The following is a 15,522-nucleotide window of genomic DNA, read 5'->3' as shown; positions in this document are numbered from 1 at the left end:
CCCAGCGGCTTGCGCTTTCGCGACGTGCTCTTCTCGGAGAGTGCCAAAGCGGCGTTAGCGGCCGTCGGCGCCACCATCGAAGGCGCTTCGATAGGCTCGGAAAAGGCGTAAGGGCTTGCTCAATAATCTTCGCGCCGCACTGCTGGTTCCGGAGATCCGCTCGCGGGTCTTGTTCGTTTTCGGCATGTTCGCCGTTTTCGTGTTCATGATTCACGTGCAGATCCCCAACGTGAATCAAGCGGCTTGGCAGAAAGTGCTGCAAGGCGGCGCGTTTTACAACCTGCTCGGGTTCCTCTCGGGCGGCGCGCTGCAGAAGCTCTCGGTCATCGCGATGGGCATCACGCCGTATATCAACGCGTCGATCATCATGCAATTGATGACCGTCGTGTTGCCGCAGCTCGAAGAGCTCGCGAAGAAAGGCGGCGAGGACGGCCGTAAGAAGATCAGCCAGTACACGCGCTGGCTCACGATCGTGCTCGCTTCGCTGCAGGCATTCTTCATGGCCAACTACATGCGTTCGAGCGGCGTGTTCTACGACCGCAGCATATATTTCATGCTCTTCGCGGTCCTGATCATGGTCGGCGGCACGATGTTCCTGATGTGGCTCGGCGAGCAGATCACCGACAAAGGCATCGGCAACGGCATCTCGCTGATCATCTTCATCGGTATCGTGCTGCGCTACCCGCAGTACGTTTCGCAGACGTTTGCCTCGACGTCGAAGGGCGGCGAGAGTCTGCTCAACATCGTGCTGTATATCCTGATCGCCATCCTGGTCATCATCTCGATCGTCTTCCTGTACCAGGGTCAGCGCCGCATTCCGGTGCAGCAAGCGCGCCGCGTCGTCGGACGCAAGATGTTCGCCGGCCGTTCGACGTACATTCCGCTGCGCCTCAACAATGCGGGCGTCATCTCGATCATCTTCGCGATCTCGCTCTTGCTCTTGCCGCAACAGGCGCTCTCGTGGTTCAACCACGGCGGGCAGTCGGCGGTCGGACACGGCGGCTTCCCCGGGACCATGGCCGCGATCTCGCAGTGGCTCAACGCGAATTTCAGCCCGAACTCGCTGCTTTACAATGCGGTCTACTTCGTCCTGGTCGTCGTCTTCACGTTCTTCTACAGCGCCATCGTCGTCAATACGCGCGACATCGCCGATAACTTGAAGAAGAGCGGCTCGTTTATTCCGGGCATCCGGCCCGGGCAGCCGACCGTCGACTACATCAATCGCATTCTGCTGCGCATCACGACCGCGGCCGCGATCTACCTCGGGTTGCTCGCAGTCATTCCCGGTATGGTGCAGCAAGGGCTCTCGGTGACGACGTTCTATCTGGGCTCGACCTCGCTGCTCATCGTCGTCGGCGTCGCGCTCGATACGATCACGCAGATCGAAGCGCGCCTGGCGATGCGCGACTATCGCGGGTTCATGAAGCGCTGATGCGGCTGGTTTTCCTCGGCCCCCCGGGTGCCGGCAAAGGCACGCAGGCGCACATTTTGGAGTCGCAGTTCGGCGTGCGTCAGATCTCGACGGGCGACATTCTGCGCGAGAACCGCGGAGCCGGCACCGAACTCGGCCGTCAGGCCGAAGGGTACATGCAGCGCGGCGAACTGGTGCCCGACGAACTGATCGTCAAGATGATCGAAGGCTATCTCGTCAACCAGGCAGCCAACGGCTTTATCATGGATGGGTTTCCGCGCACGGTCGCCCAAGCCCAGGCCTTCGACGAATTGCTGGCGCGCAAGGCGCTCTCGCTCGATGCAGTCGTGCTCTTTAACGCCGATCGCGAGACCCTGATGACCCGCTTGACGTCGCGCTGGACGAATCCGCGCACCGGCAAGGTTTACAATACGATCACGGTTCCACCCAAGACGGCCGGACACTGCGACGACGACGGCGGCCCGCTCGTGCAGCGTGAAGACGACAAACCGGGGACCGTCGCCAAGCGACTCGACGTGTACGAGGCGCAGACCAAACCGCTGGTCGCGTATTATCGCAAGACCGGCAAGCTGATCGAAGTCGATGCGCTGGCCGGTATCGATGCCGTCACCCGCGAGATTCTCGACCGCGTCGGTGCGGTGAACGCGCAGTGATCACGATCAAATCGCCGCGCGAAATCGAGACGATGCGCCGCAGCGGAAAGATCACGGCGAAAGTGCTCGGCGACCTGATGCGTTCGGCAAAGCCGGGAATGACGACCCGCGATCTCGACGCGATGGCGGAGCGCGGCATTCGCGAGCTCGGCGGCGTACCGACGTTTATGGGCTATTACGATTATCCGGCCTCGATCTGCGCGTCGGTCAACGAAGAGGTCGTTCACGGTATTCCGGGCGATCGCGTGCTTCAAGAGGGCGATCTGCTCTCGATCGATATCGGCACGACCTTCGAGGGCTACGTGAGCGATAGCGCCGTGACGATTCCGATCGGATCGATCTCGGCTCAAGCGCGGCGGCTGCTTGAGGTCACGCAGCAATGCCTGATGCTCGGCATCGCGCAGATGCATCGCGGCAAGCGGCTCGGCGATATCGGCTCGGCCGTTCAGAAGCACGCCGAATCGAACGGCTACGGGGTCGTTCGCGAACTCGTCGGGCATGGCGTCGGCACGAAAATGCACGAGGAGCCGCAGGTCCCCAACTATGGGAGCGCCGGAGCCGGCCTGGAACTGCGCGCGGGCCTGGTGCTGGCCATCGAGCCGATGATCACCGAAGGCGCCTATAACGTCGAAACCCTCGAAGACGGCTGGACAGTTGTCACGGCAGATGGTAAACTCGCAGCGCACTTCGAGCACACCATCGCCATCACCGACGACGGTCCCAAGATTCTCACCCTACGCGATATCGGGGAACACCCCGATGTCGAAAAGTATCGCCCAAAAGAAGAAGCCGCCGCCTAAGCGGCGACGGTCTCGACAAAATAAGAGAGAGTAGAAAAGACATGAAGGTTCGGCCCTCAGTGAAACGCATATGCGAGAAATGCAAGATCATTCGGCGCGAAGGCAAAGTGCGCGTGATCTGCGACGTGAATCCCAAGCACAAACAGGTTCAGGGGTAAATTTAACATGGCACGTATTTCCGGTATCGATCTTCCGCGCGAAAAGCGCGCCGAAATCGCGCTGACCTATATTTACGGGGTCGGCCCGAAGACGGCACAGCGCATTCTCACGCACGCCGGCATCAGCCCGGACCTTCGCGTCAAAGATATGACCGAAGACGACGAGAAGAAGCTGCGCGACGCGATCGACGCGCTGCAGGTCAAGCTCGAAGGCGACCTGCGCCGCGAAGTTTCGGGGCACATCAAGCGCCTTTCGGATATCGGCTGCTACCGCGGCATTCGCCATCGGCGCGGGCTGCCGGTTCGCGGGCAGCGCACCAAGACGAACGCCCGCACGCGCAAAGGTCCGAAAAAGACCGTCGGCAACAAGAAGAAAGTCGCCACCAAGAAATAGCCGCCCGCCCCGCTCTCTCTTATTTTGCAGCGAAAAGCTCCGGCACAAACCGGGGCTTTTTTGCTTAGGCGGTTAAAGGCGACGGAGATGATCTACGTCGGCACGTGCGGCTATGCGTACAAGGATTGGATCGGCCCGTTTTACCCCGGCACGATCAAGCCGGCCGAGATGCTGGGCTTTTACGCGCGGCACTTCGGCGCCGTGGAGATCGACGCGTCGTACTACGGGGTCCCGGCCGAGCGGACCGTCGCGGGCATGGCTTCGCGCACGCCCGAAGCGTTTCGCTTCTGCTTCAAGGTTCCAAAGTCGGTCACGCACCCGCCCGGGGGCGCCGCGCCGCGCGTTCACGACGACGCCAAACTCTTTCGCACCAACCTCCAACCGCTGCTCGCCGCACGTAAACTCGGTGCGGTGCTGATCCAATTTCCCAACGGGTTTAAGCCGAGCGCGGAAAACGAGCGCTACCTCGCGGCGATCGCCGGCGCCCTCGACGGGCTGCCGCTCGTGGCGGAGTTTCGGCACCGGGAGTGGCAGCGTCCGGCGACGCTCGCGCTGTTGCGCGAACTGGGCGTGGGGTGGTGCAACGTCGATATGCCGCAGTTCGATACACTGCTGCATCCGAGTTCGGACGTAAGCGGCAGCGTGGGATACGTACGCTTGCACGGCCGCAACGCGGCCCAATGGTGGACGGGCGACAATGTTACGCGATACACGTACACCTATTCTCCCGACGAACTCGTTGCCTGGAGCGATCGTATCGCGGAGATCGAAGCCGCGGCAGAGACCACGTTTGCGTTCTTTAACAACCACGCACGCGGGGGTGCCGCGCGCAACGCGGAAATGCTCGAGCAGATGCTCGAACAGCGCTACGGCGAAGCCGCGGCCGAGATTGTGGCGCGTCCGGCCCTGCCGCCGCCGGCGCAGCCCGGTCTGCCGGGTCTCGAGTGAGGACGCCGCGCGACGCCGTAATTACGGCGGGCGGCCGCGTCGGCGGCGCCTTCGCGCGGGCAATCGGCACGGACGTCAAAGGACTCGGGCGCGTCCGCGATGCGACGATGCTGCAGCGCGCGATCGCTGCGGCGCGCGGAGCGGGTGCGTTGCGCATCGCCGTGGTGGGTGGTGCCGAAGTTCGCGAGGCGAGCGACGGAACAATCGACAAGCTGATTCCCGAACATCCGTCCGGCGCGGCAAACGTCCGCGCCGCTCTCGCTAGCTGGGCGGAAGATGGGCCGCTGCTCTATCTCGCAAGCGACATGCCGTACGTGGATGCCGACGCGTTGCGCGACTTTATCGATCGAGTCCCGGAAGGCGTTCTGGCGATGCCGCTCGCCGAGGAGTCCGCGTACGCGCGGCGTTTTCCGAACGCGCCGCCGCATGGAATTTGTTTGGCGGGCGAGCGCGTGAGCAACGGCGGCGCGTTCGTCATTCCCGCCGGCGCGCGAATGCGGGTCGATGCGTTTGCCGCGCGTCTGTTCGATGCCCGTAAGAGCGCGTGGAAGATGGCCGCGCTTCTGGGTCTCCCGCTGCTGGCCGATTTCGCGACGCGGCGGCTCTCGATCGCGCGGCTCGAAGCGCATGCTTTGCGCGTCGTCGGCCTGCCCGCGATCGCGATCCGCGCGGCCGCACCGGAGCTGGCGTTCGATTGCGATACGGCTGCGGATTACGAGTATGCCTGCGCGCACGCCTAGTCCGGCCCGACTGGGCTTCTTGTGGTTCGGCATCCAGGCCGTTTGGGGAGGCGTGCTCGCGATCTCGCTGCAGGCGCGCTCGAGCCAGCTCGGCGGCGCGCACGCCCTCGCGTCGTACGGCGCGATTGCGACCGGCGGCGCGATCGTTGCGGGGATGACGCAACTCGCGATCGGTCCGCTCGCCGACCGGCGCCGAGCGCGCGGAAGCCGGCGCACCGAGTTTTACTTTGCGGGCGTGGGGGTTGCGGTCGTCGCGCTCGCGGCGTTCTATACGGCGGCCACGTTCGCACAATTGATTGGCGCGTTCGTGCTGCTGCAGTTCGGCATGAACGTCGCCATCGGTCCGTACCAGTCGGTGATTCCCGACTACATCGCGCCGCAGCGCACGGGGACCGCATCGTCGTGGATGGCGGCACTGCAAAGCCTCGGCAACGCGGCCGGCGCGATCTTGGCATCGTCGGTCGCCGATTTGCGGGTCGTCGCGGCGGGACTCGGTGCGATCCTCGTCGCGACGGCGATCGGCACGAGCGCGCACGTCCGCAGGTTGCCGCTGCGAACGGTTGCGGCGGCTCGGATGAAGATCACGCGCACCTTTATGGATTTGTTTCTTTCGCGCGCGCTGATCTACGTCGGCTTCTATACGTTGCTGGGCTACTTGTACTTTTACGTTGCATCGCTCGGAGGCATCGTAGGCGATGCGGCGGCCGCGACCGGTCCGCTGCTCGTGATCTTTCTGATGGCGGGAACCGTCGGGGCGGCGTTTGGAGCGCGTCCCGCGGACCGCTTCGATCGGCGCGCGGTCGTGACGGCGGCGGGCGTGGGATTCATCGCCGGACTCTGTACGTTCGTAATCGGGCACGACGCGCTCGCGCTCTATGCGGCCGTCACGATTGCCGGCGCTGCGTGGGGCGTTTTCTTGAGCGCCGACTGGGCTCTGGGATGCGCGCTGTTGCCGCGAGAGGCCCTCGCGACGGCGTTCGGCATTTGGAATCTCGCATTGATCGGCCCGCAAATCGTGGCGCCGGCGTTGACCTCGGCGGTGTTGATCGCCTTCCACGCGCTGGAGTCATCGGGCGCGCCTCGCGTCGCGTTTGCGCTCGCCGCGATCGAAGTAGCGGCCGGCATCGCATGGATTTGGCGCCTGCCTGCTACAAACGTTCGGGTGTGAACTCCGCATAATTTGGGAATGACGCTCTAGGCTGCCTGGGACTTGGGGAACTATAAGACGTCCCTTGCTCGTTAGGCAGAACGGGGACCGAGCGGATTCTTTCCTTAATTCATACGCGAGAGTACGCCCGGTCACTTGAAATACAACGTTAGGAGGCACTAGTGAAACGACTGAGCACCGGAGTTCTCGTCGCGCTGATGGTAGCGGGACTTGGACTCAACGCGGTAGCCGCTCCGTCGGGGTCTGCGTCGCAGGGTAACATTGGAAACCACGCGATCGCGCAGGCATCGACAACGAGCGCTCCACCGGCGGCGAACTTCGGCTCTCCGCCGTCGGGCGAGATACCCATCCTTTTCAATGACCATCACGTTTACTCGAAGCCGAACACGCTCAAGCAAGGGCGCGTTCTTTCTGCACTCGTACGAGGCGGAACCATTTTGATTCCGCTTCGCTCGATGTTCGAGCAAATGGGTGCGACGGTGTCGTATGACCCCGGCAGCAAAACGGTCGACGTGACCAAACCCGGAGCCGATGTCAAAGTGACCGTCGGTAAACCGGAAGTTACCATTAATGGCGAGACCCGTCCGCTCGACGTGCCGCCGGAGATCTATCGTGGTTCGGTTCTCGTACCGGTTCGCGTGATCTCTGAAGGCATGGGCGCCTACGTACAGTGGGTACCCGACAAGCGACTCGTCGTCGTTCGTTATCTTCCCGCGACGCCGCCGCCGCCGCCGAGCACTCCGGCACCAGTCGAGAGCGCAACGCCGGCACCGACGCCTGCACCGGTGGCAACGCCGTTCCAGGATCGCTTCATCGCGGGCGACTTCATCACGAGCCCGAAAGTCTACAACGAGTTCAGCCCGGGTAACACCGGAAGCGGTAAAGAGTCGTACACCATCCGTGGTGCTGCGGAGTTCAACCTCTTCAACTTGCCCTGGATGCTCGAAGGCGACTTCCGCCAGTTCGTCTACCCGCACTTCGGAAGCACGAACTTCGCCCCGGGAACTCCCTGTAGTGTTGGCCCCCCGGCCGGCGCGAACGGCGACCAGGGCTGCGTAACGACGATCGGCCAGACCGGTCAGACCTTCGTTCCGTCCTTCACGGTCCGCGATCGTGACTTCGACGGCCGCTTGGGCCTGAAGGTTGCCGACCCGCACATCTATGTGGGCGTTGGCTACCTCTACCGCGACGGCAACTACGGCTACCCGCGCCTGCGTGGCTTCGGCTTCGGCGTGGAGAAGCTCCCCGACCTCAATCACACGTTCTCGCTTTACGGCAGCGCGTGGTACTACCCCAACGTGAAGGGTAACTTCACGGACCCGGGTACGGGCGTCGGTTACAACCTCGCGTACAACGAACTGAAGTACCAAATCGGCGCCGCCATTAACTTTGGCAAATCGCCGGTGTTCCTGGACTTCGGCTTCCTGGGCGATCGCTTGAACAACAAGTCGAACGCTCCGAGCGACGCGACCCACAATGGCCCGTACGTCGGATTGGGCATCCACTTCTAGACCGGAATAGATCCTCTAGTTAGAAGCAGGGCAGCCCCGGTAGAGATACCGGGGCTGCTCTGTCTGTGGAGGTGCCGGGGGTGGGGCCGGCCTCGGGCGGCTTATGCGCTTGACCGTCGGGGCGGGTTCGTGTAGACTTACTCGTCGGCGTCGGTGAAAATCTCTCTCACGACGCACGCGGCATCTTTGCCCGTAGGTCGCCCTCGCCGTGCGACCGTAGAATGTGAAGATCGGCAGACTCCGGGAATCGGAGCCGAGCCGGTCGAGGCGACGACAGCCCCGTCGTTCGGGGATCAGGATAAACAACCGCCCCGCGTTCGTCGGGGCATTCGGAGAACTACGCTTGGCAGCCAAGAAGCAAACGAAATCGCGTAAGAAGCGAGAGTTTAAGAACGTCCAATCGGGCGTCGCTCACGTTCACGCGTCGTTCAATAACACCATCGTGACCATGTCCGACAATCTCGGCAACGTCATCGCGTGGGCGTCCGCCGGCAATCTCGGGTTTAAAGGCTCGAAGAAGTCGACGCCGTTCGCCGCGCAGATGGCCGCCGAAACGGTCGCACGTAAAGCGATGGAACACGGCATGAAATCGACCGAAGTCCTGGTCAAAGGACCGGGCGGCGGTCGCGAAGCCGCGATTCGTTCGCTGCAGGCCGCCGGCCTTGAAATCACTCTTATCAAAGATGTCACGCCCATTCCGCACAACGGTTGCCGTCCGCCGAAGCGGCGCCGGGTTTAGCGGGGGGCTGGAGAGAGCATGTCACGTTATACTGGACCCGTCTGCCGTTTGTGCCGCCGCGAAACGGCCTCGAGCAAGACCGGCGAAAAGATCAAACTCTTCCTTAAAGGCGATCGCTGCCTGAGCAAAAAGTGCGCGGTCGAACGCCGCGGCACGGCGCCGGGGCAAAAGACCCAGGGCAAGCCAAGCCGTCAAAAGGTCTCCGAGTATGGCCGCCAACTGCGAGAGAAGCAGAAGATGCGCCGCTACTATGGCGTTCACGAGACGCAATTCGAGAACTACTTCCGCGAGGCGGCGCGCGTTCCGGGTCAAACCGGGCGTTCGTTCCTGCAGCTGTTGGAACGCCGCTTCGACAACGTCGTGTATCGCCTCAATCTCGCGAACAGCCGCGCGCAAGCCCGTCAGCTCGTGACGCACCGTCACTTCCGCGTCAACGGCAAGATGGTCAACATCCCGTCGTACATCGTGAAAACGGGCGACGTCATTACCATCGCGGACCGCAGTAAAAAATCGCCGGTCTTCGAAGCCAACTTCGAAGTCGCGAAGAACCGCCGCGCGCCCGAGTGGCTCGAATACAACGACGGCGAGCAAACGGCGAAGGTCGTTCAATTGCCTTCACGCGAGCAGATCGATACGCCCGTAGACGAGCAGTTGATCGTGGAGTATTACAGCAGGTAGGACGGCCGCGCGAACCGCGAACCACGAAAATAAAGAAAAAAGCCGCTGCCGGGAGTGCGATCGTCGCGCTCGAGAAATGTGCGACGGATAACTTGGGCAGCAACAAAGGATAATCGAAACTCATCATGACCGTACTGGATATGCCGCAAGGCGCCGCGATCGAAGTTCGCGAGCGTCGCGATAATTTTGCGAAATTTGCGATCGAGCCGCTCGAGCGCGGCTTCGGTATCACGCTTGGCAACGCGCTGCGCCGCATTCTGCTCAGCTCGATCCCCGGCGCCGCCGTAACGTACATGAAGATCGACGGCGTACTGCACGAGTTCTCGACGATTCCGGGAATCGTCGAAGACACGATCTCGCTGATGCTCAACCTCAAGGGTCTTCCGGTGAAACTCAACACCGAAGAACCCAAGGTGTTGACGCTCAACGTCAGCGGTCCCAAAGCGATCACCGCTGCGGACATCACGCAGGATCCCGACGTCGAGATCCTCGACCCGGGCTATCACATCGCGACGCTTTCGGCGAAGAGCGCGAAGCTGCAGATGGAGATCGGCGTCGAAAAGGGACGCGGTTACGTTACCTCGGACCGTCAGCGCAACGTCGAACACATGATCGGCCTCATCCCGCTCGATTCGATCTTCTCGCCGATTCGCAAGGTCAATTTCACGGTTGACGATACGCGCGTCGGCCAGAACGTCGACTTCGACCGTCTGACCATCGAGATCGAGACCAACGGTTCGGTGACGCCGGATGAAGCGCTCTCGACCGCGGCGATCATCATGCAAGAGCAGCTCGATCTGTTCGTCAACTTCACCAATGAAGAGAAGCCGATCCCCGAGGCGCCGGCCAGCGAATGGGACGTTCCGGTCGAAACGCTCAACCTGTCGGTCCGCTCGTTCAACTGCCTCAAACGCGCCGGCATCTCGAAGGTCTCCGAGCTGCTCGACATGACCGAAGACGAGATCATCAAAATGCGCAACTTCGGAAAGAAGTCGCTGGACGAAATCAAGCAAGTTCTGGAAGAGAGAGGACTCTCGCTACGCCAATAGCAGGCTTCGCCGCCGGCGAGTCTGTGGCGTTCGACCCTCGGTCGAGCCGCGAAGAATAGGAATGAAATGCCGCATCAAATAGCTTACAAACGTCTCTCACGTACCGACGGGCATCGCAAGGCGCTCCTGCGCAATCTCGCGACCTCGTTCTTCAAGCATGAGAAGATCGAAACGACCACGACCAAAGCGAAGGAAGTCAGCAAGATCGTCGAGCGCCTGATCACGCAGGCCGCTCGCGGCGACCTTCATTCGCGCCGGCTCGTGGCCGAGTATCTCACGGAACCCGCCGTCGTAAAGAAACTCGTCGAGCAGATCGCCCCGGCGCTCAAGGAGCGCAGCGGCGGCTACACGCGTATCATCAAGACGCGCGTGCGCCCTGGCGACGCGGCGGAGCTCTCGATCCTCGAACTCGTGAAATAGCGCGCGCGTGCGCACGCGGATAGACGCTTCGGGTTGCCGCCCGGGGCGTCTTTTTCGTTGCCGGGGATGTTCGCCGTGCAACTGCGAAGAGTTCGGACAAACGTGATGGAGTACGCGGTTCTATTGCGGCGCCTCATCGGCGGCGCCGATCTCGGCGATTCGGAAGCTTACGAGCTTTTCGGCGAGATCATGGACGGAGCGATCTCGCCCATTCAGGCGGCCGGGCTCTTGACTGCGCTCGCGGCGAAAGGCGAAACGCTCCCCGAGGTGGTGGGTGCGGCGCGTGCGATGCGCGAGCGCAGCCTCCACGTGGAGCACGGTTTGAAACGCGTCGTCGACGTCGTCGGGACGGGCGGCGACGGCGCCAATACGATCAATATCTCGACGATGGCGGCGCTGGTGGTTGCGGCCGCAGGCATTGCGGTCGCCAAGCACGGCAATCGCGCGGCGTCGAGCGCGTGCGGGAGCGCCGACGTGCTCGAAGCGGAGGGCATGAACATCGATCTCTCGCCGGCGGTGGCGGCGGCCGTGCTGCGCGAGACGAATTTTACCTTCATGTTCGCGCCGCGCTACCATCCGGCGATGCGAAACGTCGCGCCGGTTCGGCGCGAGCTCGGCGTGCGGACGATTTTTAACGTGCTCGGGCCGCTGACGAATCCGGCACGCGCCACGCATCAAGTCGTAGGCGTGGCTCGCGAGTCGCAGATGGAACTGGTGGGTGACGTGCTGCGCGGACTCGGGGTCGAGGCCGGCGCGGTCGTTCACGGGGGAGACGGCATCGACGAAATCGGCGGAGATCGACCGACGGCCGTCTACAGCTTTGGCCCGGGCGGCGCCCGCCGCTGGCAGCTCGATCCGCGGGACTACGGCATTCACGCGCCCCTCGAAGCGATTCGCGGCGAGTCGGTCGAACGTTGCCGGCAGGCGTTCGCGCAGATCTTGGGCGGCGAGTCATCCCCGCGAGCCGACGTGGTTGCGCTCAATGCCGCCTTCGCGCTGCAGGTGTGCGGCGCGGCGGAGACCATTGGCGAAGGACTCTCGATCGCGCGCGAGATGCTGACGGGCCGACGCGCGCTCCAACTCTTCGAGCGCGCCAAAGGAGCGAGTCGTGGCTGACATCCTCGAGAAGATCTACGGCGCGAAAGCGCTCGTGAGTGCCCGCTGCGAGGCCGACGAGCCGTATCCCGTCCTGCGCGAACGAGCGATCGCGCGCCGCGCGGATCGTCGCGCGTTCGGCACGGCGCTGCGAACCGCAGCCGGACCGGCGATCGTCGGCGAAATCAAGCGCGCGTCGCCCTCGGCCGGATTGATCGCGCGTAACTTCGATCCCGCGGCGACGGGCCGTCTCTACGAGCGGGCGGGGGTCGACTGCATCAGCGTGCTGACGGAGTCGGATCACTTTCTAGGCGAACTCGCCTACCTCGACATCGTTCGTGCGGTATCGAGCAAGCCGATCTTGCGCAAAGATTTCTTGAGTACGCCCTACGAAGTTGTCCAGTCGGCCGCATACGGCGCCGACGCGATTTTGCTGATCGTCGCGGGCTTGACCGACGGGCAGCTGCGCGAGAATATCGCCGAAGCCTCCCTCTACGATCTCGACGTATTGGTCGAAGTGCACGACGCCGCCGAACTCGAGCGGGCGGCGTCGCTCGGCGCGCGGCTGGTCGGCATCAATAACCGCAATCTGCGTACCTTCGAGACGGATCTTGCGGTGAGCGACTATTTGCTTCCCCTCGCGCCGCCCGAGGCGATCGTGATCAGCGAGAGCGGGATGCGCGGCCCGGAGGACATCGCGCGGCTTTACGCGGCCGGCGCGCGCGGTTTTCTCGTCGGCGAGACGCTCATGCGTGCCGACGATCCGGTGGCCGCCATTCGCGCACTGAAGTCGGCGCTCGCCGCGCCCGCAGGGGCCTGAGCGCTTGCGTACCCGCATCAAGTTCTGCGGCTGCACGAATTGGCACGACGCCATGCTCGCAGTGGAGACGGGCGCCGATGCGATCGGCATGATCTTCGCGCCATCGACGCGGCGCATCACCGAGAGCGACGCGAAGTATATCGCGGAGAAGCTGCCGCCGTTCATCACGCCCGTTGGGGTGTTCGTCAATCCGACCCGCGAAGAGATCGATCGCGCGCGCGATATTTTCCCCGATCTCGTCGTACAACTGAGCGGCGACGAGCCGGCGAGTTTCGTTTCCTCGCTCGACGGCAAGATCATCAAGGCCGTTCACGTTGCGGAAAACGCGACGACCGAGTCGCTCGAACGCGCGTGCAACGATCACCCGCGCGCCATCATTCTTTTCGATACGAAAGACCCCGTGCGTGCAGGCGGAACCGGCACGGCGTTTCCGTGGAGGGTGGTCGCGCCGATTGCCCGCTCGCGCCAGGTGATCGTGGCCGGCGGCCTCAATCCGGAGAACGTTTCGCAGTGCGTGCGCACCGTTCGCGCCTTCGGCGTCGACGTGCGCAGCGGCGTCGAGACCGAAGGGCGCAAAGATGCAATGAAGATGCGTGCCTTCGTGCAAGCCGTTAAGGAGACCGATGCGGCCTGACGCTCGCGGGTACTTCGGCGATTTCGGCGGCCGTTTCGTTCCGGAGGTTTTAATCGCGGCGCTCGGGGAACTCGAAATTGCGATGGAGGCGGCGTTTGCCGATCCCGCATTCTGGCTCGAGTACGAAACGATCCTGCAGCACTTCGTCGGCCGCCCGTCACCCGTTTACCGCGCGGATCGATACGCCGCCGGCATCTCATCGGTGCCGTTCGCGCTCAAGCGCGAAGATCTCAATCATACGGGCGCGCACAAAATCAACAACACCGTCGGTCAGGCGCTGCTCGCGCGGCGAATGGGGAAGCGGCGCATCATCGCGGAAACCGGAGCGGGCCAGCACGGCGTGGCGACGGCGACCGTCGGGGCGAAGTTCGGCATCCCGGTCGACGTGTACATGGGTGCGCTCGACGTCGAGCGTCAGGCGCTCAACGTCTATATCATGAACCTGCTCGGCGCGAACGTCCACGCGGTCTCGGGCGGCACGCGAACGCTCAAAGATGCGACCAACGAGGCGTTTCGACAGTGGGCCGCGCGCGTCGAGGATACCTTTTATGTGATCGGAAGCGTCGTCGGAGCGCATCCGTACCCCTACATGGTGCGCGAATTTCAAAAGATCATCGGGATCGAGGCGCGCCGCCAATGTCTCGAACAATTCGGCCGGTTGCCGACCGACGTCGTTGCCTGCGTCGGCGGCGGAAGCAACGCAATCGGAATCTTCGCGGGCTTCATCGACGACGCAGCGGTGCGCCTGTGGGGCGTCGAGGCCGCCGGCGAAGGCCTCGAGTCGGGGCGCACGGCCGCCGCGCTGGGAGCGGGCAGCGTCGGCGTCTTACACGGGTCGCGTTCGTACCTCTTGCAGACCGAGCGAGGCCAAGTGCAGGATACGCACTCGATTAGTGCCGGGCTCGATTATCCGGGCGTCGGTCCCGAACACGCGTTTCTCAAACAGAGCGGTCGAGCGACGTACGTGCCCGTGACCGACGACGAGGCGCTCGACGCGTTTTTTGCGTTCGCTCGCGCCGAGGGGATCGTTCCCGCGCTCGAGAGCGCGCACGCCATCGCGTTCGCGCGCACGCTCGCGCGGGAACGATCGAAGGACGATTTGATTCTCGTCAATTTGAGCGGACGCGGCGACAAAGACATCAACCAAGTTCGCGAGCTGCGGCGCTGATGCTCGCGCCGGTTTTCGCGCGCGCGCGCGGCGAATATCGCAGCGCGTTCGTGCCGTACGTGATGGCGGGCGATCCCGACGTCGCAACGACCAGGCGTATTCTAACCGTTCTCAGGGAGGCCGGCGCCGACGCGATCGAACTGGGCATTCCCTACGGCGACCCGCTCGCCGACGGGCCGACGATCGCCGCCGCCGGAGTGCGCGCCCTGCGCAACGGGATTGCAATCGAACACGTGTTGGATCTTGCGCGGGAGGTGCGCGACGGCGCGGGGCCGCCGATCGTGCTCTTCACCTATTTCAATCCGGTCTATCGCTACGGAATCGAACGGTTCGCGCGCGACGCATCGGCGGCCGGCGTTGCCGGCTGCATCGTACCGGACGTCGCGCTTGAGGAGACCGCCGAACTCCAAGCGGCGCTGACGGCGCACGGCGTGGAGATGCCGCTGCTGATCGCGCCGTCGACGCCGCTCGAACGTGCGTCGAGGATCGCTGAGCGATCGGGCGGATTCGCGTACGTCGTTTCACGTTTGGGCGTGACGGGCGCTGCGAGGGTGCCCGACTTTTCGCCGCTGCGCGCGCACCTGGCCGCGTTGCGGACCGTCACGCGCAAGCCGCTCGCCGTCGGGTTCGGCGTGAGCCTACCCGAACACGTGCGCGAAATCGCGCCGGTGGCGGACGGTATTATCGTGGGAAGCGCGCTGATCGAGGCCTACGGCGACTCGCGGGAACAAGCGGCAGCCGACCGCGTGCGAACGTTCGTCGTTCCGTTGATCGCCGCCGCCGGATACGAACGCCCCGCGAACCTTTAGACGACCGCCGCGGTGCTCCCGAGACCGAACCGTTTGTCGGCGTCGTCGGCGATATACGCACCGATCGCCAGCGACGAGGTCGCGGCGGGCGACGGGGCGTTGCGAACGTGCACGACGCCGTCGGATCCCTCGAAGACGAAATCGTCGACCATCGAACCGTCGGAATTCATCGCTTGCGCGCGAACGCCGGACGGTCCGGGCAACGTGTCCTCAACCTTAAGCTCCGGAATGTAGCGCTGCAGCGCTTTGACGTACGCGCCGCGCACGACGTCGCGATACATCTCGCCCATGCCGACGGCCATGTAC

Annotated in this window: 19 protein-coding genes; 18 read left to right on the top strand and 1 reads right to left on the bottom strand. The window is 63.5% G+C overall.

Annotation, left to right across the window (positions count from 1 at the left end):
- The first annotated feature begins 115 nt into the window (after positions 1–115).
- The 18 genes from secY (at position 116) to trpA (ending at position 15,216) form a co-directional block, all read left to right on the top strand.
- On the top strand, positions 116–1,432 hold the full coding sequence (gene secY / locus VIG32_12560; GenBank protein ID HEY8298839.1) for a preprotein translocase subunit SecY: 1,317 nt from the start codon (positions 116–118) through the stop codon (positions 1,430–1,432).
- A complete protein-coding gene (locus VIG32_12555; GenBank protein ID HEY8298838.1) occupies positions 1,432–2,085 on the top strand; it encodes an adenylate kinase in 654 nt (217 codons plus the stop codon). The genes secY and VIG32_12555 overlap by 1 nt, the downstream gene beginning before the upstream one ends.
- Entirely contained in the window at positions 2,082–2,885 is an 804-nt protein-coding gene (gene map / locus VIG32_12550; GenBank protein ID HEY8298837.1) for a type I methionyl aminopeptidase, read from the top strand. The genes VIG32_12555 and map overlap by 4 nt, the downstream gene beginning before the upstream one ends.
- 41 nt (positions 2,886–2,926) lie before the next feature.
- Positions 2,927–3,043, top strand: a complete 117-nt coding sequence (gene rpmJ, locus VIG32_12545; GenBank protein ID HEY8298836.1) for a 50S ribosomal protein L36 — start codon at positions 2,927–2,929, stop codon at positions 3,041–3,043.
- A gap of 7 nt (positions 3,044–3,050) precedes the next feature.
- Positions 3,051–3,437: a 30S ribosomal protein S13 gene (gene rpsM / locus VIG32_12540; protein HEY8298835.1), complete on the top strand. Its 387-nt coding sequence runs from the start codon at positions 3,051–3,053 to the stop codon at positions 3,435–3,437.
- 87 nt (positions 3,438–3,524) lie between these two features.
- Positions 3,525–4,385, top strand: a complete 861-nt coding sequence (locus tag VIG32_12535) for a DUF72 domain-containing protein (GenBank protein ID HEY8298834.1) — start codon at positions 3,525–3,527, stop codon at positions 4,383–4,385.
- Positions 4,382–5,125, top strand: a complete 744-nt coding sequence (locus VIG32_12530; protein ID HEY8298833.1) for an NTP transferase domain-containing protein — start codon at positions 4,382–4,384, stop codon at positions 5,123–5,125. The genes VIG32_12535 and VIG32_12530 overlap by 4 nt, the downstream gene beginning before the upstream one ends.
- Entirely contained in the window at positions 5,106–6,293 is a 1,188-nt protein-coding gene (locus VIG32_12525) for an MFS transporter (protein HEY8298832.1), read from the top strand. The genes VIG32_12530 and VIG32_12525 overlap by 20 nt, the downstream gene beginning before the upstream one ends.
- Before the next feature lie 161 nt (positions 6,294–6,454).
- Positions 6,455–7,804 carry a copper amine oxidase N-terminal domain-containing protein gene (locus VIG32_12520; protein HEY8298831.1) on the top strand — a complete coding sequence of 450 codons (1,350 nt, stop codon included), beginning with the start codon at positions 6,455–6,457 and terminating at the stop codon, positions 7,802–7,804.
- A gap of 343 nt (positions 7,805–8,147) precedes the next feature.
- Positions 8,148–8,543 carry a 30S ribosomal protein S11 gene (gene rpsK, locus VIG32_12515; GenBank protein HEY8298830.1) on the top strand — a complete coding sequence of 132 codons (396 nt, stop codon included), beginning with the start codon at positions 8,148–8,150 and terminating at the stop codon, positions 8,541–8,543.
- 18 nt (positions 8,544–8,561) lie between these two features.
- Positions 8,562–9,221: a 30S ribosomal protein S4 gene (gene rpsD, locus VIG32_12510; GenBank protein HEY8298829.1), complete on the top strand. Its 660-nt coding sequence runs from the start codon at positions 8,562–8,564 to the stop codon at positions 9,219–9,221.
- Positions 9,222–9,346: 125 nt separating this feature from the next.
- Positions 9,347–10,270, top strand: a complete 924-nt coding sequence (locus VIG32_12505; GenBank protein ID HEY8298828.1) for a DNA-directed RNA polymerase subunit alpha — start codon at positions 9,347–9,349, stop codon at positions 10,268–10,270.
- Between the two features lie 66 nt (positions 10,271–10,336).
- A complete protein-coding gene (gene rplQ / locus VIG32_12500) occupies positions 10,337–10,690 on the top strand; it encodes a 50S ribosomal protein L17 (protein HEY8298827.1) in 354 nt (117 codons plus the stop codon).
- A gap of 105 nt (positions 10,691–10,795) precedes the next feature.
- Positions 10,796–11,806, top strand: a complete 1,011-nt coding sequence (trpD, locus tag VIG32_12495) for an anthranilate phosphoribosyltransferase (GenBank protein HEY8298826.1) — start codon at positions 10,796–10,798, stop codon at positions 11,804–11,806.
- Positions 11,799–12,605: an indole-3-glycerol phosphate synthase TrpC gene (trpC, locus tag VIG32_12490; protein ID HEY8298825.1), complete on the top strand. Its 807-nt coding sequence runs from the start codon at positions 11,799–11,801 to the stop codon at positions 12,603–12,605. The genes trpD and trpC overlap by 8 nt, the downstream gene beginning before the upstream one ends.
- Positions 12,606–12,609: 4 nt before the next feature.
- Positions 12,610–13,239, top strand: a complete 630-nt coding sequence (locus VIG32_12485) for a phosphoribosylanthranilate isomerase (GenBank protein HEY8298824.1) — start codon at positions 12,610–12,612, stop codon at positions 13,237–13,239.
- Positions 13,229–14,407: a tryptophan synthase subunit beta gene (gene trpB, locus VIG32_12480; GenBank protein ID HEY8298823.1), complete on the top strand. Its 1,179-nt coding sequence runs from the start codon at positions 13,229–13,231 to the stop codon at positions 14,405–14,407. The genes VIG32_12485 and trpB overlap by 11 nt, the downstream gene beginning before the upstream one ends.
- The gene (gene trpA / locus VIG32_12475) at positions 14,407–15,216 is read left to right on the top strand and encodes a tryptophan synthase subunit alpha (GenBank protein HEY8298822.1); all 810 of its coding nucleotides are present in this window, start codon (positions 14,407–14,409) and stop codon (positions 15,214–15,216) included. The genes trpB and trpA overlap by 1 nt, the downstream gene beginning before the upstream one ends.
- On the opposite strand, the gene VIG32_12470 is transcribed toward trpA, so the two are convergent.
- The coding region (locus tag VIG32_12470) for a hypothetical protein (GenBank protein ID HEY8298821.1) at positions 15,213–15,522 on the bottom strand (310 nt) is incomplete at its 5' end. The genes trpA and VIG32_12470 overlap by 4 nt on opposite strands.

It is taken from the genome of Candidatus Baltobacteraceae bacterium (assembly GCA_036559195.1).
In the GTDB taxonomy this organism is placed as follows: domain Bacteria; phylum Vulcanimicrobiota; class Vulcanimicrobiia; order Vulcanimicrobiales; family Vulcanimicrobiaceae; genus JALYTZ01.
This window is presented reverse-complemented; position numbering and strand designations above follow the sequence as displayed.

What these genes read in the sequence shown, in the direction of transcription:
- VIG32_12555 (HEY8298838.1), top strand. Translation starts at nt 1,432, where the DNA reads ATGCGGCTGGTTTTCCTCGGCCCCCCGGGTGCCGGCAAAGGCACGCAG.
- VIG32_12505 (HEY8298828.1), top strand. Translation starts at nt 9,347, where the DNA reads ATGACCGTACTGGATATGCCGCAAGGCGCCGCGATCGAAGTTCGCGAG.
- trpA (HEY8298822.1), top strand. Translation starts at nt 14,407, where the DNA reads ATGCTCGCGCCGGTTTTCGCGCGCGCGCGCGGCGAATATCGCAGCGCG.
- rpmJ (HEY8298836.1), top strand. Translation starts at nt 2,927, where the DNA reads ATGAAGGTTCGGCCCTCAGTGAAACGCATATGCGAGAAATGCAAGATC.
- rpsM (HEY8298835.1), top strand. Translation starts at nt 3,051, where the DNA reads ATGGCACGTATTTCCGGTATCGATCTTCCGCGCGAAAAGCGCGCCGAA.
- rplQ (HEY8298827.1), top strand. Translation starts at nt 10,337, where the DNA reads ATGCCGCATCAAATAGCTTACAAACGTCTCTCACGTACCGACGGGCAT.
- trpB (HEY8298823.1), top strand. Translation starts at nt 13,229, where the DNA reads ATGCGGCCTGACGCTCGCGGGTACTTCGGCGATTTCGGCGGCCGTTTC.
- rpsD (HEY8298829.1), top strand. Translation starts at nt 8,562, where the DNA reads ATGTCACGTTATACTGGACCCGTCTGCCGTTTGTGCCGCCGCGAAACG.
- VIG32_12535 (HEY8298834.1), top strand. Translation starts at nt 3,525, where the DNA reads ATGATCTACGTCGGCACGTGCGGCTATGCGTACAAGGATTGGATCGGC.
- trpD (HEY8298826.1), top strand. Translation starts at nt 10,796, where the DNA reads ATGGAGTACGCGGTTCTATTGCGGCGCCTCATCGGCGGCGCCGATCTC.
- VIG32_12525 (HEY8298832.1), top strand. Translation starts at nt 5,106, where the DNA reads ATGCCTGCGCGCACGCCTAGTCCGGCCCGACTGGGCTTCTTGTGGTTC.